Origin of the sequence: Fictibacillus nanhaiensis (genome assembly GCF_023715445.1) — a bacterium.
Lineage (GTDB): Bacteria > Bacillota > Bacilli > Bacillales > Fictibacillaceae > Fictibacillus > Fictibacillus nanhaiensis_D.
In genome coordinates this window covers 348,026-371,734 of sequence record NZ_JAMBOD010000002.1, presented here as the reverse complement: position 1 = coordinate 371,734, position 23,709 = coordinate 348,026, and the positions used below count along the sequence as shown (strand labels likewise).

The window sequence follows — 23,709 nt, the reverse complement described above, 5'->3', positions numbered from 1 at the left end:
AGCGATTACAGATTGAACAAAGGGGAATAGATATGAAAATTTTAGCTATTACTTCATGCCCGAATGGAATAGCCCATACGTATATGGCTGCTGAAAATTTACAAAAAGCAGCCGATAATCTGGGAATCCAAATAAAGATAGAAACTCAAGGATCCATTGGGGTTGAGAATGAATTTACCGAAAAAGATATTCAGGAAGCGGATGGTATCATCATTGCAGCCGATAAAACAGTGAATAAGGACAGGTTCATCGGTAAAAAGCTATTGGTTACAGGTGTACAAGACGGGATTAGAAAACCTGAACAGCTTATAAAGAAGGTTATGAATGGAGAAGTACCTGCATATAAAGCAGGTTCTAAAATCAAAGAGATCAAGAAAAGAGATAAAAAAGAAAACCCGGTTTATCGTCATCTCATGAACGGAGTTTCCTTTATGGTGCCTTTCATCGTAGTCGGAGGACTGCTGATTGCGATTGCTCTTACACTTGGAGGAGAGAAAACTCCTGGAGGAATCGTTATTCCGGACGATTCCTTTTGGAAGACGATAGAAAAGATTGGCGGAGCATCCTTTACGTTCATGGTACCAATCTTAGCTGGATTTATTGCCTATAGTATCGCTGACCGGCCTGGACTTGCACCTGGTATTATCGGGGGATATATCGCTGCCAACGGGAGTTTTTATGGCAGTGAAGCGGGAGCGGGTTTCCTTGGAGGTATAATCGCAGGTTTCCTGGCTGGTTATGTTGCATTAGCTATCAAAAAAGTTAAAGTTCCAAAGGCCATTCAGCCTATCATGCCAATCATCATTATTCCTGTATTAGCTTCACTCATCGTTGGTTTAGCGTTTGTATTCCTGATCGGTGCTCCTGTTGCAGGAGTATTTGAAGGATTAACAGCGTGGCTGGCTGGTATGCAAGGGACAAGCTCATTACTTTTAGCATTAATCTTAGGTGCGATGATCTCCTTTGATATGGGCGGACCAGTAAATAAAGTAGCATTTCTTTTTGGTTCAGCCATGATTGGTGAAGGAAACTACGAAATCATGGGTCCCATTGCAGCTGCAATCTGTATCCCTCCTATCGGAATGGGTGTTGCGACTTTCTTGAACAAAAGAAAATTCCAAGCTGGTGAACGCGAAGCAGGAAAAGCAGCGTTTACAATGGGTCTGTTTGGAATCACAGAAGGTGCCATTCCGTTTGCTGCACAAGATCCGTTGCGCGTAATACCATGTATAATGGCAGGTTCAATGACGGGGTCTGTTATTGCAATGCTAGGAAATGTTGGAGATCGAGTAGCGCACGGAGGACCTATCGTTGCGGTGCTTGGAGCGGTAGATAATGTGCTGATGTTCTTTGTCGCTGTTATTGCTGGAGTATTCGTTACTGCCTTTTTAGTTAACTTCCTAAAAAAAGATTTAGAGAATGAAAATCAAGAAGCAGAGGAAGAATCGGAAAATGTTTCACATGAAACAATTCAGGAAGAAACACCAATCAATAAGCTGACAGATATTACGAATCTTGACCTAATTGATCTGGATTTAGACGGTTCTACAAGAGATGATGTCATTGAAGAAATGATAAATAGACTTGATGATTCAGGTATTCTTTCATCAAAGGAAAAATTCAAACAAGCAATTTTAAGCCGTGAGAAAGAGAGTACAACGGGAATCGGCATGAATATAGCTATTCCTCATGGGAAATCAGAATCAGTTAAAACGCCAAGTGTTGTATTTGGACTTAAGCGTGATGGAGTAGACTGGAATAGTCTTGATGGAACAGCCGCTAAATTAATATTCATGATAGCCGTTCCTAAGCATAGTGAAGGAAACGAACATTTGAAAATTCTTCAGATGCTCTCTCGCAAACTTATGGATGAAAATTATAGAGAAGAATTATTAGCTGTTCAAACAAAAGAAGAAGCTTATAAGCTTTTAGAAACAATCCATTAATATTTAAAAAGAAGGTGATAAATGGTCACCTTCTTTTTTTAACTAGTCATTTACTTATATTTGCAGAGTTGCTGCCTTCAGACAAATGTTTAGTATAACAAGAAGGAATCAGGAGCTATCAGTTCCTCTATTTTTTAAATAAATCATCAAGAGCCGTTTCCATTATCTTTAACAGATCATAGAATATGTTATGTTGGATTTAAGGGGGTGATGGAATTTGAGTAATTGCCCGCATTGTGGTTTATTTCGCTATGACTTAAGTGGCTGTATTTGTTCCGATCAGACGAACAACAGTGAATGGAACAAACGAGTTATTGATGAAATTTTCAATACAGAAAATGATTTTTTAAGAGCACCAAAAAAATTAAAAAGACCAAAAAATTTGCAGAATCCTTCAGATTTGTAGGGACAAGCAGTCTCATCTATTTATTATAAAAATTGACAAGCTAACTCAAATTTTGAGTTGGCTTTTAATATGTGCAAAAACAGATCCAAAATTTTTTGGACCTGCTTTTTTAATAATTTACCTGTAAAAACCAATTTTAGGCGGTGTATTCAGTTTTCTCACATATGAAGATTGAACTTTAACACCGTTTTGATTAGAAGCTGCTTTCAGATCTTTTTCAATAATGATACTCGAACCGATCTGTCCTTTCACTTGAAAGCCCCAATGCTGGAAGACTCGTAATGCATCTGTGTTCTCTTCATCAACAGTGCCATAAACGATTCGTATTCCCTGCTTTAACAAGTGATCTTCAAAAACGGGAAGGAAAGAGCTAGCAATTCCTTTCCCTTGGTGCTTCGTATCTAGAACAACATAATCAACTAAAATCATATTGCCTACTCTAAATCGATAACTAACAAAACCTGCTATACGGTCATTACCGTCAATTACAACGAGAACTTCATTGGCCATTTTTAGAATAGCTTGTATTATTTCTTTTCGAACCTGAAAGTTGTTAACTACCATATCAACTAAAATAGGATCATCTTTACCAGGGATCCGTTTACGAATATACAAATATATTCCCCCTTATATTACTCTGCAAAGGGAAGATATGACTAGGAGCATAAAATTAGAATACTAACGCAAAAATATGAAAAAACATTAACACAGGTGTTATTTTATTAAAATCCCCCTTGCTTGTACTATATGTGGCTGTCCAATAATTGTTTGGATATATTCCTAGTAAATTGTGAAAAAGGCTCTGGACTATGTATGTTAAAAAGCCGGGAAATTCCCCGGCTCTACTGGTTCATTATACAGGATTTGAAGCAGCTCTTTTTTTAGCACACTTTTTTCTTTTCTTTAAAGGAAAGAAGATTATTGGTAACACTATAGACACCCCCTTCTATAGTTGAACCTCGAAAAGAGAAAATGACTCTCTTTTCTACTCATATCTTACGCTAGCTTGTCTAAAATGTTTGGACAAACAATTGATTTAATAAAATTGGATGCGCACAAAAAATGTTTACACTAGCGGATAAGAAATATAGTTTATCATTTATTTACAGCTTAAGAGAGAAGGGAAAATTACAATGTAGGAGATCATTTAGTTATCTTCACATTACTCGGGACGCTGCATGGGATTATAAATTAAATAAATGAATAATTGGAAGCTTTTTAGTTAGCTGCTTTTTTATACCTAAAAAAACCACTGACATAAGGGAATTCCTAAGCCAGTGGCATTAAATAACTATTTGATTAACGAATACCTTTCATGAACTCCTGAATCTTAGGAGAGATCACAAAGAGGATAAGACTTAGCAAGATTGCCACTCCACCAATTGTACCAAAGTACATCATTTCTGTTTCTACAGAGTAGAACTTAACGATTTGTGCATTGATTGCTTGTGCAGCAGCACTTGATAAGAACCATAAGCTCATTGTTTGTGCAGAGAAAGCAGCTGGTGCAAGTTTTGTTGTTGCTGAAAGTCCAACTGGTGATAATAGCAGCTCACCAAGTACAACGATAAAGTAACTAAGAACAAGCCATAAAGGATTTACCAATGTGTTTTCTCCTCCAAAGTATGCAGGCAGAAGAATAACCATAAATGATAAACCAGCAAAGAAAAGACTAAGTGCAAATTTCTTAGGTACTGTTGGCTGACGATCACCAAGCTTCACCCACATCCAAGCGAATACAGGTGCCAGAACGATGATGAATAATGGGTTCAACGATTGGAACCAAGCTGGAGAAATCGTTAGACCAGCAAATTCTAAATCAGTACGCTTGTCCGCATAAGCAGCAAGGATTGTTGATCCTTGTTCTTGGATAGCCCAGAACATAACAGATGCAATAAACAATGGAATATATGCCAAAATTCTTGAACGCTCTGTAGCTGTTGTTTTAGGACTGCGGTACATAACGATGAAATAGATTGTTGGAATAGTAATACCGAAAATACCAACCAGTGTGATGAAAACATCAAGTGTAAAAATACCTGCAGGAATTGTTGTTCCTAAGATAACAGCTAATGCTACCGCTGTAATTCCAACGATTATGGAATATTTTTTCTTCTCAGCTGGAGAAAGCGGGTTTGGCACATAAGTACCTGCAAGGCCAAGATTTTTTTTCTTTGTAACAACAAATACGATTAGTCCTAATAGCATACCAATCGCTGCAATCCCGAATCCTAGATGGAAGCTCGTTTTTGAAACTTCACCTACGATTAACGGAGACAGGAAAGCACCAAGGTTAATACCCATATAGAAAATACTGAATCCTGCATCACGGCGATTATCTTCAGGAGCATAAATGTCCCCTACAACGCTTGATACGTTGGGCTTAAGTAAACCTGTCCCAATTACGATAAAGACCATAGAAATAAATAACATCGTCAAATCGCCTGGCAAAGATAAGACAATATGACCGATCATGATTAAAATACCACCATAGAATAATGCCCTGGATGTACCAAAAACTCTGTCTGCTAACCAACCACCGATAACACCAGACATATATACTAGTGAACCATAAATGGACATGATTGCTAATGCTGTGGTTTCATCAAGTCCTAAACCACCTTTAGAAACTTCGTAGTACATGTAATAGATGAGGATTGCTCTCATTCCATAATAAGAAAAGCGCTCCCAAAACTCTGTGAAGAAAAGTGTGAACAAACCTTTAGGATGTCCAAAGAAGCCTTTTTGAGGCACAGAGTCCACAATTTTCTGTCTATTGATGTCTGACATAAGACAACCTCCTTTATTTCATTAAATATAATACTTTGAAATATTTATTATTGTCAAAAGTTTTTGGCTTATCTATTATTACAGGTTATTATTTATTCGTAAATGGAAATTACATCCTTTATAGGTAGAAAGACTTATATAAATGTATTAGAAAAGCCTCAAAAAGTAGTATAGGCGATTTAGGAAATTTTAATATGAATGTTTTGGAAATGGCATGATAACATTGTGGGAATGATAAGTTTTCAGTAGTATAGAAGAATAAGTTAAAGGTATTGAAAAGAGGTTTCTTTATGAATTTAAATTCCATTTATGGATTAACATTAGAACAGCTTACCGCATGGCTTTTGAAACATGGATATAAACCATACAGAGCATCGCAAGTCTGGGAATATTTATACCGAAAACGTGTAACGGATTTCTCAGATATGACTGATGTAACCAAAGAATGCAGAGAGCTGCTAAATGAAAATTTTGCAATCAACACGCTGACGCATCATGTTAAACAAGAAGCATCTGATGGAACGATAAAATTTTTATTCAAACTGCAAGATGGCAACTTAATTGAAACCGTATTAATGAGGCATAAATACGGTTTGTCTGTTTGTGTTACTACACAGGTAGGCTGCAACATCGGCTGCAGTTTTTGTGCGAGTGGTTTATTAACAAAGACACGCGATCTATCCAGCGGGGAAATCGTAGAACAAATCATGAATGTGCAGCATCACTTAGATCATGCAGGCCAGGATGAAAAGGTAAGTCATATCGTTGTCATGGGGATTGGAGAACCATTTGATAACTTTGAGAACATGGTAGACTTTTTGAAAATAATCATTGATCAAAAAGGTTTAGCTATCGGCTCAAGACACATTACTGTATCTACTAGCGGTATTGTTAATAAAATATACGAATTTGCAGATACAAAACTGCCTGTTAACCTTGCTATCTCCTTGCATGCACCAAATAATGAACTGCGCACTAAAATCATGAAAATTAATCGTGCCTATCCACTTGAAAAACTGATGGAAGCCATTAATTACTATATCGAGAAAACAAACCGCCGGATTACGATCGAATATATCTTATTAAAAGATGTTAACGATCATATAGAAGAAGCCATTGAACTGGCAGCACTTTTTCAGGATAAGAAGAAAAAGGTTTACATCAACTTAATCCCTTATAACCCAGTGGATGAGCACAGCCAATATCAACGAAGTACCCAGGAATCAGTTCTAGCTTTTTACGATACACTAAAAAAGAACGGAATCAACTGTAAAATCCGCCAAGAACATGGTACAGATATAGATGCAGCTTGCGGCCAGCTTAGAAGCAAGCAGATTAAGAAAGATAAACAAAATACCGTTAACCTATAAACAGTAAGGCCGGTTCATTTGATCGGCCTTTTAATATTGACATTTGTAAATTAATTACATATGATAAAAGTAATCAATGGAAAGGATGGTGTGTTTGTGAGCGTTATCGTTCTTAACTAAAACAATCTGAATAAAGGCATGCAAAAGTAAAAATTTAAACGTTTATTGCGTTTATTTGTTATGCACTTTTGTTGCCGTTCATTAGTTAAGAACAGCGGTCAGATACAAGCCATCATATACAAATCCCTTGATGCTGCCGGACTCTTTTAAGAGCCGATTTTTTTATGCATTTTTTAGGGTGAAGTCTATCTATGAGGCAGAAATGACATTGTTCATTTCTGTCTTTTTTTATTGGCAAGTTCCTGGCCTCTGTTAGAGGAGGGGATAAAAGCTCACAAAACAACAACATGAATAAGAAATGCAGGTTTAAATAAAAAAATTGGAGGCAGTTCCATTGAATACTCAAACGATAAATATGCTTGAATTGAATAAAATTAAAGAAAATCTAGGAAGTTATTCTATTAATACGATAACCAAAGAAGCTATTCATAAACTTGAACCTTCCGCAAACCTCTCTGTGATCCGTTCATGGATACAAGATACAACGGAAGCAAGAAATATATTAGAAAAAAGTGCGAGTGTTCCTATCGCGAATTTAAACGGAATTGAGTATATACTCGATATTCCTAAAAAAGGATTAAATCTAAACCCTGATCAGCTCTCCCTTTTATATGGCCTTCTAGATAATGTGAGCAGAATACAGCGATACATGAAGGATAAAGAATTTGTCGCCCCAACTGTATCGAATTATGCGTATTCCATGTTCGATCTACCGGATATAAAAGATGAAATCTATCGATGCATCCGGAATGGCAGAGTAGATGATCACGCCAGCAAAGCTCTATTAAAAATAAGAAAACAAGTTGGAGTCATCGAAGAAAGAATTAAATCTAAGCTTGATAATATGTTAAAATCTTCGGTTTATCGTGATATGATGCAGGATCAAATCATTTCTATGAGGGATGGCCGTTACGTAATTCCAGTTAAAAGTAAATTCAAACGGAATATAGACGGTCAGATTTTAGATAGCTCATCAAGTGGAGCAACAGTATACATTGAGCCAAGCGATATTCGAAAGCTTCAAACAGAGATCAGTTTGCTAAGAGCAGAAGAAGAAATTGAAATCTCAAAAATTTTAAGCATGTTAACTGGTATGGTTGAAGGGTATGAGCGTGAAATTCGAATTAATATTGAGGGCATGGCACATTATGATTTTATTTTTACAAAAGCAAAATACAGCATAGCATTGGATGCAGCAGGTGTAGAGTTAAATGCTGAAAACAAGATTCAGATCGTGAATGGAAGACATCCTCTATTAGGAGAAAAATGTATCCCGTTAAATTTCTCACTCGGAGAAGCTTATCAGGCACTGGTTCTTACAGGACCTAATACTGGCGGAAAAACGGTAGCAATAAAAACAGTAGGTCTTTTAACACTGATGGTTCAATCAGGGCTTCATGTTCCAGTAGATGAAGGAAGCAAGTTTGGAGTTTTTCGAGAAGTTTTCACAGATATTGGAGATGGTCAAAGCATCGAGCAATCGTTAAGCACGTTCTCCTCTCATATTACAAATATTATTTCTATTATGAAACAGGCAGGACCTCAAGATTTAGTTATTCTTGATGAACTTGGAGCGGGAACAGATCCTGCAGAGGGAATGGGGCTTGCTGTGTCTATTCTTGAAAAACTATTTAGCCAGGGAAGTATGATATTAGCTACCACTCATTACAGTGAGATAAAAGAGTTTGCAAATATCACAGATGGATTTGAAAACGGATCTATGGAATTTGATCTTAATACTTTGCAGCCACTCTATAAGTTAGTCATCGGAAAAGCTGGTAAAAGCCAGGCGTTTTCAATCGCTCTTAAACTGGGAATGCTTCCAGATGTAATTAACCGCGCTAAGAAAATTACGTATTTCAATGAAGATTATCCACATGTGGATAATCAGAATGCTTTAACATTATCCACAGAAGATCAAGAACGAATCCAAATTTTGCGTTATAAAGCACAATCAAGTGTTAAAAAACATCTAGAAAAGCCAGTGCAAAATCAAAACAATCTAACTGAAGAGTATCAAATAGGAGACAGAGTATATATATCAAGTTTAAAAACAGCAGGAATTATATGCGAGTTAGAGAATACTCAAGGGGAGTATGGAGTACTTGCAGGGGATAAAAAGCACCAAATACACAAAAAACGCTTAAAGCTTCATATTCCAAGCGAAATGCTTTATCCCGAAAATTATGATATGGATATCGTGTTTGAATCAAAAGAAAATCGCAAAAAAGATAAACTGATGAATAAACGCCATGTTGATGGTATGTCAATTGACAGGGAGAATTAATAAGCGGGGAACAAAAATGAAAAAACAAATTTCATTTAAATCACTATCTTTAGCAGACTTAGGTAAGAATTTCTTAGAAACATTTAATCGGTATCAAGTAACAAATCGTGTTTGGTATAAAGAAAACAGCGAGTTCATGATAAAGTCTGACCATTTTATTGATGAGTGGGACGATAAGAAAAAAAGATTTGTCATAGAGGATCTCAAACAATGTCTTAATAAAGGTGGTGCTGTAATAGCAGCTTATGATGATGAAGGTTTAACAGGCTTTGCGAATGTAGAGGCTAAGTTGTTTGGGTCAAATAAAGAATATGTGGAGCTCCCATACATTCATGTATCTTATGAAAAAAGAGGTTTTGGAATTGGAAAAGAACTTCTTAGCCGATGCTGCAGGGAAGCTAGGAAGTTAGGGGCTAAAAAGCTTTATATCGCTGCACATCCATCCGTTGAATCACAAGCGTTTTATCAGGCAATGGGCTGCGAGAGGGCTGCTGAGATCAACCCATATATTGTTGAAAAAGAACCTTTGGATTTACAGCTTGAAAAAAAGCTATAAGGAAAAAGAAGACTTCTGTCAGGTTACAGGAGTCTCTTTTTCTTGGTTGCTGACAGTAATATTATCGATCAATGCGTTTTTTACATCTATACCAATCTCGATTGGTTTTAAAAAGTACTTATCGCATGTGATGTTTCGAATGACAACATCATCAGCACGGTGGCTGCCGCCATATACTTTAATAGCAGGTCCTGCGGTTTTAAAATCTTTAATGTTTATATTAAATAATACGACGTTACGTGCTCGATATTGTATAGCAATTAAAGGGTTTTTCATATAGTCATAAGATAAGTCGCCTAATAAAGTAAAATTATGAATTAATACATGGTTATATCCGGATATAACCAGACCTCGTGGAGTTGAATCCTTATAGAGACCGGTAAAGATAGGAGCTATGGCACAAATGTTAGTAGCAGAGATGTGATAGGCAGTTTTCGATGCCGGATCTATGTCTTTGTGGTGGCCAATATGACGAAAATTATAAGCTCTGTTATCGTTAAGCGATAGATGACCTACGATATGGACGTTAGAAGCTGCTGAAGCGTTATGATGAGCCTTAATCTCCAATCCGCCAAAACATCGTGCTGTAGAGTTGTTCAAGAGCCATACATCCTCAGATCCGTCATCTATCTCAATCCCATTCGAGTTAGAGAATCCTTTTTTATGCGCTCTTCCGCTAGGGTCACACATATGGGAATTTGAAATAAAAATACTTTCGCTATGATGGGTTGTAATTCCATCATCACCAAAACCATGGCCATTCAAATTGTCCAGCCATATATATTTACTTCCTCCCCTTGAACGGGTTCCATCTCCTAGATACGTATAGACAGTGGAAGAAACATCAAAGCAGTGCAATCCCGGATTAATAGCCTCAAGATCGAACATCCATCCATACTTAACGTTAGCGAATGTAAGACAGCTGGAACGATTATTTCCTGCTGCTGTTTTTTCTATTGGATTTAGCCTTCCAACGTTCCAGTCCAAGCTCATCCCTTTTACTAGAATATTACGGTTGCCAAAAATATGATTTTTATTTGTTATCACCCATTCTGCTTTTGAAGAGTGATTATGAAGCTTAAGAATAGTTCGGCCTTTTCCTTCCCCTTTAAGGCAAGTAAAAGATGGCAGTTTAATCCCCTTTATAACATAGGTTCCCTCTGGAATATAAACCATTACTTTTCCTTTTCCTAGTGCTTTTCTAAATGCTTCGGTATCATCCGTGTTTCCGTCCCCTTTTGCACCATAATCTTTTACGTTTACTTCCCCTTTAATTTGTTTGAACAAATTATTATATTCGAAATCAAGTTTTGCTTTCCATTTTGGAAATACGGATTCGTCTGTATCACAGCATAATTGTGTGGTTGATATATTTTTGTAATTTACTTTTTTTACTTTCGGTCGCAGTGCCATCCATTTCAACCATTTCATTAGTGAACTTTTTTCAATCGTTTTTTGTGTTTTCAAACAGCTCTCTTTAAAGAGATCCTCAGTTGTGTTTATGGTTTCTTGAATTGAAAATGAATGCTGATGAATGTTCTTTATAAGCTGTGCGTTTTTTCTAGGATCATGTTTTTTATCTAAAAAAACCACTTTCACTCACCTCGAATGCTAAATTTCGGTTCAATTACTCCAATGATTCCCTAAATTTCGTCTAGTAATCAATAACATTGTACGCAGGGGAGGGGGGTGATTATGTTTATCAGTCTATTGCAAACAAAAATGTTTACAAGTTTACAAATATGTTTGCGTTTGTTTGCATTAATGTTTACAAGTTTGCGAACGTGTTTACATGTTGGTGTGACTGGATTCATGAGAAATAACCCTTGTGTTTACAACGGTGTTTGCATGTTTGCAACAACGTTTACATTTATGTTAAAAGATAAAATGGGCATTGTGTATTTTATGATTACACTCTAATCTAGTAATATAGCAACAAAATAAAAATGAAGAAAGAAAGGATGCATGCCCATGAGTAATTCTAGGATTGCAGCAATTGATGTAGGCAATGATTCATTAAAAGGGATATTTGGAAAACTAGATTATGAACTAAACATACCAAATGTTATTGCACGAGATATTGAAGACCGTCCTGTTATCGGGATTGAAGAATTAGACAGCAAAGATCCATTAGAAGGAATACATATTAAAGTCCACTCCCCTGCTCTAAAAGAAAATAACGTCATTTATCGTGTAGGAGAATTAGCAGCCAAAAGTGATAACTCTACTGAATTAGACCCTGGAAGCAGTAAGTCTGAAGAAGATCAAACATTAATCATGCTTTTTGCAGCTCTTGCACTTGATGCTGTAAGAGAAGAAAATGCAAAAACATTTACTAAAAACAATAATGTACTTGATACAAGCTACATTCTAGGCACAGGATTACCGCTTCGTGAAGTGAAAGAAGGAAAAGACGCTGGATATCGTTCGAAGCTGCTGGGCTCTGTTCACCAAGTAGAGTTTTTAGTTACACCGAAGTATCAGGGATTAAAAGTTAACCTGAAGTTTGAAGAAGTAAAAGTTTATCCGGAAGGCTTTGCAGCTTTTATTAACCTTGTAATGGATAATGATTTAAATATCATCAACAAAGATCTGATTGATAAGCCTATTCTCATTCAGGATATCGGTGGCTTATCTACTGATATTGCTGTTATAAAAAATAGAAATGTAGATGATGACAAAGCACAAGGGTTTAACTTAGGTGTATCTGAAGCATTAGAACAAATCAGGGAAGAGATCCGCTCCAAGCATGGCGTAGAATTAGATAGCAGACGTGATGTAGTTGAAATCATTACGAAGAAAACGAACCGAAATCATATCATGGTGCGCGGAAGTCGTACAAGCGTGCATGATATTACAGACCGTATTTTAGTAGATCTGGCTAAAAAGCAATACCGTCTTCTACGCAATGTATGGCAGAAGAATTCCCAAACAGAGATCTGCTATTTTGTAGGCGGCGGTTCAGCTGTATTAAAGGATTACATTAAGACGCTGAACAACAATCTTGATGGCTATAACATCGACTTCTTTGAAGATGAGAAAGAAAGTATCTGGATGATGGCAAACGCTTATTATAAGCTGATTTCTGATCATCTTAAAAGAACATCAAAAGACAACAATAAGAGCGAGGATAAAGAGAAAAAAGCCGTTAAAGCTTAAGTAGGGTGATGAAATGGATAAAAAAGCTGCCAATGAAATAACTAGAGGCAAAACGATTGCTTTTCGAATTCCCTCTGACACCCCTGATCATGTCTTAAAACAGCTACAAAAGTTAAAAGACACGGAAAGACGCAACTTTTCAAGTCGTATTTCAGAATTCGTCATGCAGGGTGTTGGACAAACGATTCAAAAAGAAAGAGAGACAATCACCATTCCGCTCCCGAAGAATCTTAGTAAAATGCAAAGGGATTGGCTAAAGCATGAACATTCAGAAGCTTTATTAGGAAATATTATGTACCAGCTTATATCCAATCCGGTTAGAACAGCTTCTCTGCTTGCAGCTATAAACAGTAACTCTACAGATATTGATCAGGCGCTGTATCTCCAAGAAGACAAACAAAAGGATGAGGTCACTTTAGACGTTTACGATGATAAATCTGTAAATCTAAACTCTATTGATGATTTAGGTGACGATGATTTAAATCAATTTGACTGGGATAACGCTAAACGCGAGGAAGATAATCCGAAAGATGAGCCTCAAGATCCAGAAAAAGAAATGGAAGACCTGTTAGGTGATTTCCTGGCACATATGAATAATTGATTGATGCGCAGCTGTTAAAACAGCTGCGTTTTTTTATAGGGAAATTCAGTTTGTTCATCCTCTCTGAAGGGAAGGGTCCTTATGTGTATTAAAAACCTAAAGAGAGGAACGGTTGAATGAGCGATAACAAAATGACCCCCAACAGTAAAGACGAGCAGCTTGAACAATTTCGTGCAGATGATGAAGGCAAGAAGCTAACAACTAATCAAGGTGTAAAAGTTTCTGAGGATGAATTTTCACTTAAAGCGGGTGAACGTGGACCGACTTTAATGGAAGATTTTCATTTCCGGGAAAAAATGACGCACTTTGATCATGAACGGATTCCAGAAAGAATCGTCCATGCCAGGGGATTTGCGGCTCATGGAGAGTTTGAGTTATATGAGTCTTTAAAAGAATTTACTAAAGCAAATTTCCTGCAGGACACTTCTAAAAAAACTCCAACCTTTGTACGTTTTTCAACGGTTGCCGGATCGCGGGGATCAGCGGAAACAGTTCGTGATGCACGTGGTTTTGCGACGAAGTTTTATACAGAAGAAGGCAATTACGATTTAGTCGGCAACAATATTCCGGTCTTTTTTATTCAGGATGCTATAAAGTTTCCTGATTTGGTTCATGCGTTAAAACCAGAGCCTCATAATGAGATGCCACAAGCTGCAACCGCTCATGATACGTTCTGGGATTTTGTTGCGAACAATCAAGAATCGGCACATATGGTTATGTGGGCGATGTCTGACAGAGCGATCCCAAGAAGTTTCCGCATGATGGAAGGCTTCGGTGTACATACGTTCCGTCTTGTTAATGACGAGGGTAAAGCTCATTTTGTTAAATTTCACTGGAAGCCTGTGTTAGGAACCCATTCACTAGTATGGGACGAGGCTCAGAAAATTTCCGGGAAAGACCCTGATTTCCATCGTCGTGATCTATGGGAATCTATCGAAAACGGAAATTATCCTGAATATGAGCTAGGGCTTCAGATTATTACGGAAGAAGATGAATTCAAATTTGATTTTGATATTCTTGATCCGACTAAATTATGGCCTGAAGAAGATGTTCCTGTAAAAATAGTTGGAAAAATGACGCTAAACAGAAATGTAGATAATGTTTTTGCGGAAACAGAACAGGTTGCTTTTCACCCAGGCCATGTTGTACCAGGTATTGATTTTTCGAACGATCCATTGCTTCAGGGGCGTTTGTTCTCTTATACGGATACTCAGCTTTTACGTCTCGGAGGACCGAATTTCCACGAGCTGCCGATCAACCGCCCTGTATGTCCGTTTCATAACAATCAAAGGGATGGCTTCGGTCGCCAGACGATAAATAGAGGACAAGTAAGCTATCACAAAAATTCACTTGCAGCAAATACTCCCGCGCCGGCAACGGAAGAAGAAGGTGGTTACGTTCACTATCAGGAAAAAGTTGAGGGTAGAAAAGTCCGCAGCAGAAGTGAAAGCTTTAAGGACCACTTTAGTCAAGCAACTCTTTTCTGGAATAGTATGAGTGAACCAGAGAAACAGCATCTTAAAAATGCATTCAGCTTTGAACTTGGAAAAGTAAAAAGCAAATCAGTACAGCAGCAAGTAGTTGATATGTTTGCAAACGTAAGTGTAGAGCTAGCAGAATCATTTGCTGAGGCGATTGGTGCGGAACCTCCAGCAGGAAAAGGGTCTGAAGTTACAAAATCTTCACCGGCCTTAAGTCAGCTCAATACAAAGAAAAACCCGAGCACTCGTAAAGTTGGCGTAATAGTCGGAGATGATGTAGAGGGAAAAGAAATTTCTACAGTCCTAAAAGCACTAAAAGCTAAAGGTTTACAGCCAGAATGTATAAGCGATAAGCTAGGAAAGCCGATAGCTTCTGATGGAACCGAGATAGAGGTCGTTCATACATTCATCACCGCCTCGTCTGTACTGTTTGATGCCATTTATGTTGCATGCAGTAGTGAAGACGCTAAATTCAAACAGAATGCACTGCATTTTATTAAAGAAGCATATTCTCACTATAAACCTATAGGAGCTACACATGAAGGTACAGCTTTGCTGAGAGAAGCTCATTTAACAGATCGTACCGGAGTAGTAACCGGTGATAATATGAGTGATTTTGCTGATCAATTTGCGGATGCGATTGCCGTTCATCGTCATTGGGAAAGAGAGATTGTTTAAAAATAATTTACTTAAATAAATCATAAAAAGTAACGCAACTTCTGGTGGGGAAATTAGATTGATTATAAAAAGCCTCTCCTAACAGGGAGGCAATTTTATTTATTTTATCTTTTTGATCCGCTGGTGCAGCAACCCATCAGAAGTTTCATTGAAACCCGAAACAAAATCCTTCATGTAATAAGAGAGATATTCGCCATAACTGCTGTTTGAATGAAGCAAAAGTTCATCCACATAATAGGCGCCATCTGGGATGTTATCCAGAAGCAAACTTGCTAACCCTCCATAAAGACCGCATGCAACTTGAAAGTAGGTAGCGTTTGTTTTGTATTTTGGATAGATTTCAGCCGTGTTCATAACGTTATATATATATTCTTCGTGATCTTCAAAAACAAGCAGAACTCCGACAAGATCTTCGCCGTCAACTTGTCCTAAATCCGGATCGATTAACTGGTGCTTCCAATCCCATAAATCATCTACTCGATAAAGATTATCCCTGATCAAGTTTGTCGTATGCTCATTAACCCGATAAATAAAGCCGAATTCTATATCATACAGTTTGCCAAGAGAAAGAACCTCCTCATGAGGCATAAGGCAACCTTGGAATTTTTTATTCCCTAATCTTACTGTGTATTCCGAAGTATAGACTTGATCGTACAGATACAAAGGTAAGTGATGAGAAACAAACATCGGGTAGCTTAATATGGCTTCATCAAGGAAGCATTCAACAGACCACGACGTATAGATGGTATCTTTGTTTATTATGTTTTTATTGCTAAAAAATGATGTGTCGTGCTCAACGATATAACAGGCAAGTGGGGGTTTGTCCATATGTTTTTGAAGGAGTTCATGGACCATCCATTGAACAACACCTGGGTTCATTCCTGAACCGACGATAGCTTTTGTATGATTAAACTGATCTTTTTTTTCTTCAAATCGTTTAAAGCGTTCTGCTAGAGGAAATCCGTAAAGTGATTCGTCTTCATCGACAGCTGTGTTCTCTAATGCAGAATTAACGTAATAAACGCCTAATTCATTGCAGCAAGTCAGCATGTCGTTCGTATCAGCCCAGGAAACATCGATAACAACTGAAGTGTTTGTTTTTTGGAGGTGATTTTTATATGAGTCTAAGTCACTAAGATCCAGTTCATACAAGAAAATTTGTTTTCTAATGTAAGGAAATAGATTTTCAAAATATTGAAGGGGTTTTTGTTCGATATCAATTAAATGAAATTCGGATTTTTGCAGTAATCCATGTAAAGGGTCATTTTTATCTTGTACAGCTTGGTTTAAGATAGATAATATTGCTTTTGCAACACCACCACCACTGCCAAGGATTGTTATTGAAGGTTGGTTTGTTAAATTCGCCATCCTGACATCCTTCCTGGTGAGTAATACTTATAGTGTATTAAACAACATCAGGTTTGGTATGGTTTGATGGCGGGGTATAAACGCATATTTTCCGAGTATAAAAAATGGGCAGGCTAAAAAGTATTTTAGTGAGCCTCTGGTCTTTATGGTACGTGTTCTTTTATTTATTACACGTTCGCTCGATAGTGCGAGTTTTCGCTCCAACGATTGCTCGTTTCACGCAAACCAGGCCTCGTTTCGATCAAACGGCATGGAGTTTCACGCGCAGACCTCTCATTTTCGCTCCAAAAAGGAAATTCTACCTGTAAATAACACATTAGAAGGGTACAGAAAAACAGAATTATAAAAGCTGACCGCAAAAGGGCATATTTCATGTCCTTTTGGGTCAGCCTCTTTTAAGAATTACTTTTTTCGTCTTTCTTCTTTTCTTGTTTTTCTTTTTCATCTATTGTGCCTTGATTAAAAGTATCGTTGATTTGTTCGTGAACAGTTTCCAAGCTCTTATCGATATCCGATTTGTTTTTCTTATTTGGCTCGTAATTTTTTTCAGCGATCTTTTCGGATTGTTTATTTTTATCAGCCATAGTTATCGCCTCCTCTAAAGATAATCGATTAAACCAACCTATAATGGCTGGTATCCCTACAATTCCCTTTAGTATTAACCTGAAACATCTCCATTCATTATGAAAAAAGCGCCATCCTAATAATAGGTTGGCGCTTGGGCTTTAAATTAAAAGAAGTCAATAAATGCTGCTGGAAGGTTAGTAATGATTTGTTCGAGTTTGTGAGCTTCTTGCAGATCACCTTTTATTTTTCCGCATTCATATAAAAAGGCTGGCTTTTGTGATCCGAGAAGAACAGCCGTCAATGTTTGTACATCCATACTGAGACCCCCTTTTTGTTGTTCTAATGCAATACCATCGCTTGAGATCGTATAAGTTCCGTTGTTCCATTCTGCTTTATCATCTGTAATCGAAATAGTAAGGGGATCTTCCGTGTTTTTAAAGGGATACTGTTTTAAAAACCCTTCTACATCAACGATACGAGCCATAAAGTATGGATAGTGCTCTTGGTGGATCCTTGGATTATTTAGTAAATAAGGAAGCTGGTCATGCGAAGGTGCAACGATTTTCACTTTATCTACCATAGAATCATGCTGGCATATGAAATTCCAAAGAGCACGTCTTGCATTTTCTGTTACATAAACAAACTCTTGGACATCCAGCAGTTTATCAGCGGCTTTACAGCATAAATATCCTTTAGGCTCTCCATTTTCATCTTTGTAAACGATGCGGTTGTATCCTTCGGTGAATACATGGCTGTCCCACCAGTAATCATTTCTGACAAGCAAATGATTATATTTTTTACTCCATTTTTCATAAACCACATTCAACTGACTGTTTCCATCCACTTTTTGAAGTCTGGATATACTGCCCGGAACCTCTGGATAACGTTGCAAATCTATTTTTTTAATGGTGTACTTGTTTAAGGAAGCTGTAAGCTCCCATCCAAATCGCCGATAAAATTGGATATTAAAGGGGTGGAGAAAACTAATCGTCTGTCCTTTTTCTTTCATTGAAATAAGTGCTTTATTAAGAAGACGTGTAACTGAACCCTTGCGTCTATGTTCTGGCCAAGTCGCAACGCCTGCTATGCCTCCCATAGCGAATTGACAATTTTCGATGATTATTTCCAGGGAAAGAATGTGCAGTTTTGAAATGAGTTCTTCATCCTCAAATTCTCCCCAAATTTCATGCCTCTTGAGCATCTTATATCTTTTAGGCAGATCTTCTTTGTTTACTTTGTACTGAAATGCATATTGTGATAGTTCGATCGATTTATCAAATTCTTGTTCAGTAAGCTTTCTTACTTGCATAGTGAACGACCTCCCTTATATAACACTCATTTTACAAGCTGCTCCATACAATTGAAAAGCAATTTGAAGCAATATTCTGATAACAATGGTTAAATCGTGTGGTAGGATATATTAAATAATAGAAAAATATTGGATATTTATAAAAAGTGTCGAAAAAATATTCAATTACAGTTATAATTATTAACTGTTGTGCATAAAACACGGCTAAGTGAGGACAATTATGCGAATTCATAAATATATAAGTTTAACTGGATATTGCTCAAGGCGTGAAACTAAACGTCTTATTGAGAGCGGACGTATTACAGTTAATGGAGTTATTTGTAATAAAGAGACCGACGTATTGGAAGGCGATGAGGTACTGATTGATAATCGGCCAATCCCTAGAAAAACCTCCTCTATTTATCTCGTTTTTAATAAACCTGTTGGTATTACTTGTACAGCTAATCCTGAAATAGAAGGTAACATATTAGAGTGTGTCCAAATGCCAGAACGTGTTTTCCCGGTGGGCAGACTTGACAAAGCCTCTCAAGGGTTAATCCTTTTAACAAATGACGGAGAGCTGGCAAATCGAATTTCCCAATCAGACTATGGACACGAAAAAGAGTATGAAGTCACTGTAGATCAGCCGATTACAAGTCTGTTCCTACTAAAAATGGCTGAAGGTGTTCCCATCTTAGATACGATGACAAAGCCGGCGCTTACTGAATACGTAAGTAAATATGTTTTTCGAATAACCCTGACACAAGGATTAAACAGACAGATCAGGAGAATGTGCAAGACGCTCGGGTATGCAGTAGAAAAATTAGAACGTATACGAATTATGAATATTCATCTTCATGCATTAGAAACGGGAAAGTGGAGAGTGCTTGAAACGAAGGAGCTTTTAGAATTAAAGAAGAGTTTAAACTTAAGTATCTGAAGGGTAAAAATGTATGGGTACTTTCACTAACATTAGATTCGTTTTAGATTATTTATAAATTTGCGAAAATTGTAAAAAGGTCATATACTTGTAAATGAAAAGTATATGAAAGCGCTTTACATTGCAGAAAGTGAGGAAATCATCATCATGGAATTACAGAAACAGCAAACATATCACCATATGAGACAGAAGAGCTTAGGCAAGTTTATCGTTCCATCATTAATTGGTATTTTCTTATTTATGATCCCCATTTCGTTTAAAGGGGAAATTACGATTCCTGTAGCAATTCTGGCAGGGATTTTACAAGATTTCATGGGAGAATATATCCCGCACATTATGACGGCTATTATCGCTATTACAGTAATCGGTTCATTGATTACTTATTTTGCGAAGCCAAAAGCGATTGTGAACAATCCTTTTTTAAATACATTATTTAATGTGAATATCGCATGGCAGCTAATACGTGTTGTTGGGTTGATTTTTGCAGTTATGACATTGTTTAAGATTGGACCTGAAGCGGTTTGGTCAGAAAATACAGGGCAGCTGCTGCTTTTTGATCTAATTCCTGTATTGTTTGCGGTGTTTTTATTCGCAGGTTTATTCCTGCCGTTGCTATTTAACTTTGGACTTCTAGAATTTTGCGGAGCACTGCTTGTGAAGCTTATGCGCCCAGTATTTAAACTTCCTGGCCGTTCATCGATTGACTGTCTGGCATCTTGGTTAGGAGACGGTACGATTGGTGTGCTTTTAACGAACAAACAGTATGAGGAAGGCTATTATACAAAACGTGAGGCAGCCGTAATCGGAACGACTTTTTCTGTTGTCTCCATTACATTCGCCATAGTTGTCTTAGCACAAGTAGATTTAGCTCATATGATCGTTCCTTATTATTTGACAGTAATTTTGGCAGGGTTAGCATGTGCGATTATTATTCCTCGCATCCCGCCGCTTTCCAGAAAAGCAGATACGTACTATGAAGGAGCGAAGGAAAACGTAGCAGATGAAGTGATTCCGCGCGGAGAAACAGCATTTCGTTTTGGTCTTAAAAAAGCATTAGACCGTGCGCATCAAAATAAAAAAGCAGCACCTCTTGTTAAAGAAGGTATTCAAAACGTACTGGATATGTGGATGGGAGTTGTACCGATTGTTATGGCAATTGGAACATCTGCACTGATCGTTGCGGAATTCACACCTTTCTTCTCGTATCTAGGTGCACCATTTGTTCCAATTTTAGAATTGCTGCAGGTTCCTCAAGCATCTGAGGCAGCACAAACCATTGTTATTGGATTTGCGGACATGTTCCTTCCGTCTATTATCGGAGCGGGTATTGAAAGTGAGTTAACCCGTTTTGTGATTGCTGCGATGTCTGTCGTTCAGTTAATCTACATGTCTGAAGTTGGCGGCTTGCTTTTAGCATCTAAAGTGCCAGTTAACTTTAAAGACTTAGTTATTATCTTCTTCTTGCGTACTTTCATTTCCCTTCCGATTGTTGTGGGAATGGCGCATCTATTATTCTAAAAAATATAAAAAGCTGTTCAGAGGAGGCTTCCTTTGAACAGCTTTTTTTGTTACAGCAATTCCTTTATGTGTTTTTCAATGGTTTCAGGTTTGTCAGTAGGAGCAAACCGTTTTACTACTTTGCCATCACGATCTACTAAAAACTTCGTAAAGTTCCACTTAATTGCTTTAGAGCCAAGGATGCCTGGTGCTTCCGCTGTTAAATGTTTGAATAGCGGGTGTGCGTTGTCTCCATTAACATCTACTTTTGCATACATCGGAAAGTTAACCCCGTAATTCAGCTCGCAAAACTCCTGTATTTCATCACTCGTTCCAGGTTCTTGTGCACCAAACTGATTGCATGGGAAGCCAAGTAAAGTAAAACCGTTATCTTTATTAGCCTCATAGAGTGATTGAAGTCCTTGATACTGAGGCGTAAAGCCGCATTTACTTGCTGTATTAACAATTAACATGACATTCCCTTTATAAGGCTGAAGATTTGTTTGTTCTCCCTTGATTGTTTCAACTGAAAAATCATAGATTACCATTAAACCGTCTCCTTTTAATCTCGTTTTACTTATTTTAACGGTATTTGAAATGGCTTTCATGGAAAATGCTCTTAATGGTAGAATAAGGTTGCTTAAATAAGGGGGCTAGAATGATGGATGCAGTGTTTCATGTGGAACATCAGGTTTTTAATTACCGTGTAGCAGGGGTTTTGATTAAAGATGAACATGTATTGATTCACCGTTCAAAGATTGAAACTCACTGGTCATTACCTGGCGGGAGGGTAAAGCTAGGAGAAGACGCAAGAACTAGCTTAAAGCGTGAAATGTTAGAAGAACTAGCCTTAGATGTGGAAGTAGTAAGTCATCTTTGTACGATTGAGAACTTTTTTACATACAAAGGGAAAAAAATTCATGAAGTAGGCCTATACTTTAAATAAAAGACTAATGAGCCTTTGCCTCTTTATAATGGAGAAGAATTTACGGTTCAAGAGGCAGAAAGACTCGTATTTAAATGGGTACCTTTAAAATGTCTGTCAGAATATGCCCTTTATCCTGAAGTAATTAAAAGTAAACTTATAACGGGTTTGCTTGAATCAGACTATTTCTTTGTTAATGATATTCAGAATGTATAAGGAGTTAAAGAAATGCATCCGATAATCAAAAAACTAAACGTTAAAAGCCAAGATAAATCGGTATTGATAATCAACAGTCCAAACGAATATAGTTTGAACTGGTAAGACAAGTGCAAAAGACGATGATTGGTCAGCGCTGCGCTTCAGAAAACCGGAGCCCATAAAATCGATGGTGCGAAAAAGTGCGGTAACAAAAGAAGGCAGAAAACGAATAGAAAAGTAAAAGAAGTCAAGAGAGGCACTTATAAGGTGTCTCTCTTTTATATTTGTACGAGAACAGACCCGGGTCTGTCCCTATCTACGCCTCAAGTCCTATTGGAAAATACAGCTACGGTCAGTTTTGAGAAATTCTGCAGGGAGGTAAGCTAAAGATACGAAAGGAGGCAGCCGCTATGAAAAAGTTAGGCTTGCTAGTTGTTGGAGGAATTGCCGCTATCGTATTGATAGCTAACTTAGGTCCGATGGTTGGATTCGCGATTGGTCTTGCAGTTATGTACTATGCGTATAAGAAATGCATGACTGCAGAAACCAGCGGAAAGAAATTTTGGTGGGGGGCACTTTCCGTTATCGGGCTTTGTGTCTCTGTCGCAAACATACCAGCCATTTTAGGAGCAGTTGCGATTTATGTTCTTTATGTTGTGTACAAAAAATGGAACGACAAAGAGTCTTTAGATCAGAATACGGATAATGACCCATTCACAAACTTTGAAAAAGAATGGGCGAAGCTAAAAAACAGCTAAAAAAACAAAAGGAGCTAATCACAATGAATTTATTTGAAAGAATTAAAAACTCAATATCAGCGGATGTCCATGAAATTTTGGATCAAAAAGAAGAAAAGAATCCTCTATCTCTTTTGAATCAATATTTAAGACAATGTGAGCAAGAAGTAAATAAGGCACGCAAGCTTGTTGAACGGCAGCAGCTTTTAAAAGATCAATTTACCCGTGAAACACAAGAAGCAGAAGCAAAAGCAGCAAAGCGCAGTCAACAGGCAGACTTGGCACAACAGGCAAATGAGAAGGAACTTTACCAATATGCTATTCAAGAGAAAGAACAGCATGAAATTCGTGCAGCCAAGCTGAAAGAATCTTCAGCTCAAGCGGAAAAAGATCTTACAGAGCTTGAACAAAAATATGAGCAAATGAAGCATAAGCTGAAGGATATGCAAATTAAGCGCATGGAATTAATGGGCCGTGAAAATGTTGCTAGAGCCCATCAAAAGATGGACCGTGTGATTGAGCCATCAAGTGTGTTAAAGAAAACTGCATTCCGTTTCGATGAGCTTGAGAATTATATGGACCGTCTTGAGCAAAAAGTAAACTCTGATTATTATGCGAGCTCTATGGAAGCAAAACTCGCAAAATTAGAAAAAGAATGGAAAAAAGAAGAAACACATACTACCGTTTAATTCAGTATGTGATACGATAAAGAAAACTTGGCTGACATACGTCAGCCTTGCACTTGTATTATATACTGCAACTTGTTACTACTTCGACTTAATACGTGTATACAAG

The 23,709-nt window shown here is 37.5% G+C and carries 20 protein-coding genes; 13 read left to right on the top strand and 7 right to left on the bottom strand.

Annotated elements, in window-relative coordinates:
• Positions 1-32: 32 nt before the first annotated feature.
• Together M3196_RS09835 and M3196_RS09830 are read left to right on the top strand one after the other, a co-directional pair.
• On the top strand, positions 33-1,946 hold the full coding sequence (locus M3196_RS09835; protein WP_251322107.1) for a PTS fructose transporter subunit IIABC: 1,914 nt from the start codon (positions 33-35) through the stop codon (positions 1,944-1,946).
• Between the two features lie 217 nt (positions 1,947-2,163).
• On the top strand, positions 2,164-2,352 hold the full coding sequence (locus tag M3196_RS09830) for a hypothetical protein (RefSeq protein WP_251322106.1): 189 nt from the start codon (positions 2,164-2,166) through the stop codon (positions 2,350-2,352).
• A gap of 117 nt (positions 2,353-2,469) precedes the next feature.
• Here the strand turns inward: M3196_RS09830 and M3196_RS09825 are convergent, their stop codons facing one another.
• On the bottom strand, positions 2,470-2,967 hold the full coding sequence (locus M3196_RS09825) for a GNAT family N-acetyltransferase (RefSeq protein WP_251322105.1): 498 nt from the start codon (positions 2,965-2,967) through the stop codon (positions 2,470-2,472).
• A 684-nt stretch (positions 2,968-3,651) separates the two neighbouring features.
• Positions 3,652-5,142, bottom strand: a complete 1,491-nt coding sequence (locus tag M3196_RS09820) for a peptide MFS transporter (protein WP_251322104.1) — start codon at positions 5,140-5,142, stop codon at positions 3,652-3,654.
• 290 nt (positions 5,143-5,432) lie between these two features.
• Here M3196_RS09820 and rlmN point away from each other — a divergent pair, with 290 nt between their 5' ends.
• From rlmN to M3196_RS09805, 3 genes are all read left to right on the top strand, one after another.
• On the top strand, positions 5,433-6,512 hold the full coding sequence (rlmN, locus tag M3196_RS09815; protein ID WP_251322103.1) for a 23S rRNA (adenine(2503)-C(2))-methyltransferase RlmN: 1,080 nt from the start codon (positions 5,433-5,435) through the stop codon (positions 6,510-6,512).
• Between the two features lie 454 nt (positions 6,513-6,966).
• Complete coding sequence (locus M3196_RS09810; RefSeq protein ID WP_251322102.1) at positions 6,967-8,919, top strand: endonuclease MutS2; 1,953 nt, start codon at positions 6,967-6,969, stop codon at positions 8,917-8,919.
• Between the two features lie 16 nt (positions 8,920-8,935).
• On the top strand, positions 8,936-9,475 hold the full coding sequence (locus M3196_RS09805) for a GNAT family N-acetyltransferase (RefSeq protein ID WP_251322101.1): 540 nt from the start codon (positions 8,936-8,938) through the stop codon (positions 9,473-9,475).
• Positions 9,476-9,493: 18 nt separating this feature from the next.
• Here M3196_RS09805 and M3196_RS09800 read toward each other — a convergent pair whose 3' ends face one another.
• The gene (locus tag M3196_RS09800; RefSeq protein ID WP_251322100.1) at positions 9,494-11,068 is read right to left on the bottom strand and encodes a glycoside hydrolase family 55 protein; all 1,575 of its coding nucleotides are present in this window, start codon (positions 11,066-11,068) and stop codon (positions 9,494-9,496) included.
• A gap of 378 nt (positions 11,069-11,446) precedes the next feature.
• Here M3196_RS09800 and M3196_RS09795 point away from each other — a divergent pair, with 378 nt between their 5' ends.
• From M3196_RS09795 to M3196_RS09785, 3 genes are all read left to right on the top strand, one after another.
• The gene (locus M3196_RS09795) at positions 11,447-12,634 is read left to right on the top strand and encodes a ParM/StbA family protein (protein WP_251322099.1); all 1,188 of its coding nucleotides are present in this window, start codon (positions 11,447-11,449) and stop codon (positions 12,632-12,634) included.
• A gap of 13 nt (positions 12,635-12,647) precedes the next feature.
• A complete protein-coding gene (locus M3196_RS09790; protein WP_251322098.1) occupies positions 12,648-13,235 on the top strand; it encodes a hypothetical protein in 588 nt (195 codons plus the stop codon).
• 116 nt (positions 13,236-13,351) lie between these two features.
• Complete coding sequence (locus M3196_RS09785; protein WP_251322097.1) at positions 13,352-15,394, top strand: catalase; 2,043 nt, start codon at positions 13,352-13,354, stop codon at positions 15,392-15,394.
• A gap of 99 nt (positions 15,395-15,493) precedes the next feature.
• Here the strand turns inward: M3196_RS09785 and M3196_RS09780 are convergent, their stop codons facing one another.
• The 3 genes from M3196_RS09780 to M3196_RS09770 all read right to left on the bottom strand — a co-directional run bounded on the left by M3196_RS09780 (position 15,494) and on the right by M3196_RS09770 (position 18,638).
• Positions 15,494-16,762, bottom strand: coding sequence for an S-adenosylmethionine decarboxylase related protein (locus tag M3196_RS09780; RefSeq protein WP_251322096.1), 1,269 nt, complete (start codon positions 16,760-16,762; stop codon positions 15,494-15,496).
• A gap of 395 nt (positions 16,763-17,157) precedes the next feature.
• On the bottom strand, positions 17,158-17,346 hold the full coding sequence (locus M3196_RS09775; protein ID WP_251322095.1) for a YozQ family protein: 189 nt from the start codon (positions 17,344-17,346) through the stop codon (positions 17,158-17,160).
• 146 nt (positions 17,347-17,492) lie between these two features.
• On the bottom strand, positions 17,493-18,638 hold the full coding sequence (locus M3196_RS09770) for a GNAT family N-acetyltransferase (RefSeq protein WP_251322094.1): 1,146 nt from the start codon (positions 18,636-18,638) through the stop codon (positions 17,493-17,495).
• Positions 18,639-18,858: 220 nt separating this feature from the next.
• On the opposite strand from M3196_RS09770, the gene M3196_RS09765 reads away from it, so the two are divergent.
• Both M3196_RS09765 and M3196_RS09760 read left to right on the top strand, forming a co-directional pair.
• Positions 18,859-19,557, top strand: coding sequence for a pseudouridine synthase (locus M3196_RS09765; protein WP_251322093.1), 699 nt, complete (start codon positions 18,859-18,861; stop codon positions 19,555-19,557).
• Positions 19,558-19,704: 147 nt separating this feature from the next.
• Complete coding sequence (locus M3196_RS09760; RefSeq protein WP_251322092.1) at positions 19,705-21,075, top strand: YjiH family protein; 1,371 nt, start codon at positions 19,705-19,707, stop codon at positions 21,073-21,075.
• A 50-nt stretch (positions 21,076-21,125) separates the two neighbouring features.
• Here the strand turns inward: M3196_RS09760 and M3196_RS09755 are convergent, their stop codons facing one another.
• Entirely contained in the window at positions 21,126-21,602 is a 477-nt protein-coding gene (locus M3196_RS09755; protein ID WP_251322166.1) for a glutathione peroxidase, read from the bottom strand.
• Positions 21,603-21,712: 110 nt separating this feature from the next.
• Here M3196_RS09755 and M3196_RS09750 point away from each other — a divergent pair, with 110 nt between their 5' ends.
• From M3196_RS09750 to M3196_RS09740, 3 genes are all read left to right on the top strand, one after another.
• The gene (locus M3196_RS09750; RefSeq protein ID WP_251322091.1) at positions 21,713-22,000 is read left to right on the top strand and encodes an NUDIX hydrolase; all 288 of its coding nucleotides are present in this window, start codon (positions 21,713-21,715) and stop codon (positions 21,998-22,000) included.
• 587 nt (positions 22,001-22,587) lie between these two features.
• The gene (locus M3196_RS09745) at positions 22,588-22,935 is read left to right on the top strand and encodes a flagellar basal body rod protein (RefSeq protein ID WP_251322090.1); all 348 of its coding nucleotides are present in this window, start codon (positions 22,588-22,590) and stop codon (positions 22,933-22,935) included.
• Positions 22,936-22,958: 23 nt separating this feature from the next.
• Positions 22,959-23,603 carry a PspA/IM30 family protein gene (locus M3196_RS09740; protein ID WP_251322089.1) on the top strand — a complete coding sequence of 215 codons (645 nt, stop codon included), beginning with the start codon at positions 22,959-22,961 and terminating at the stop codon, positions 23,601-23,603.
• Positions 23,604-23,709 lie beyond the last annotated feature (106 nt).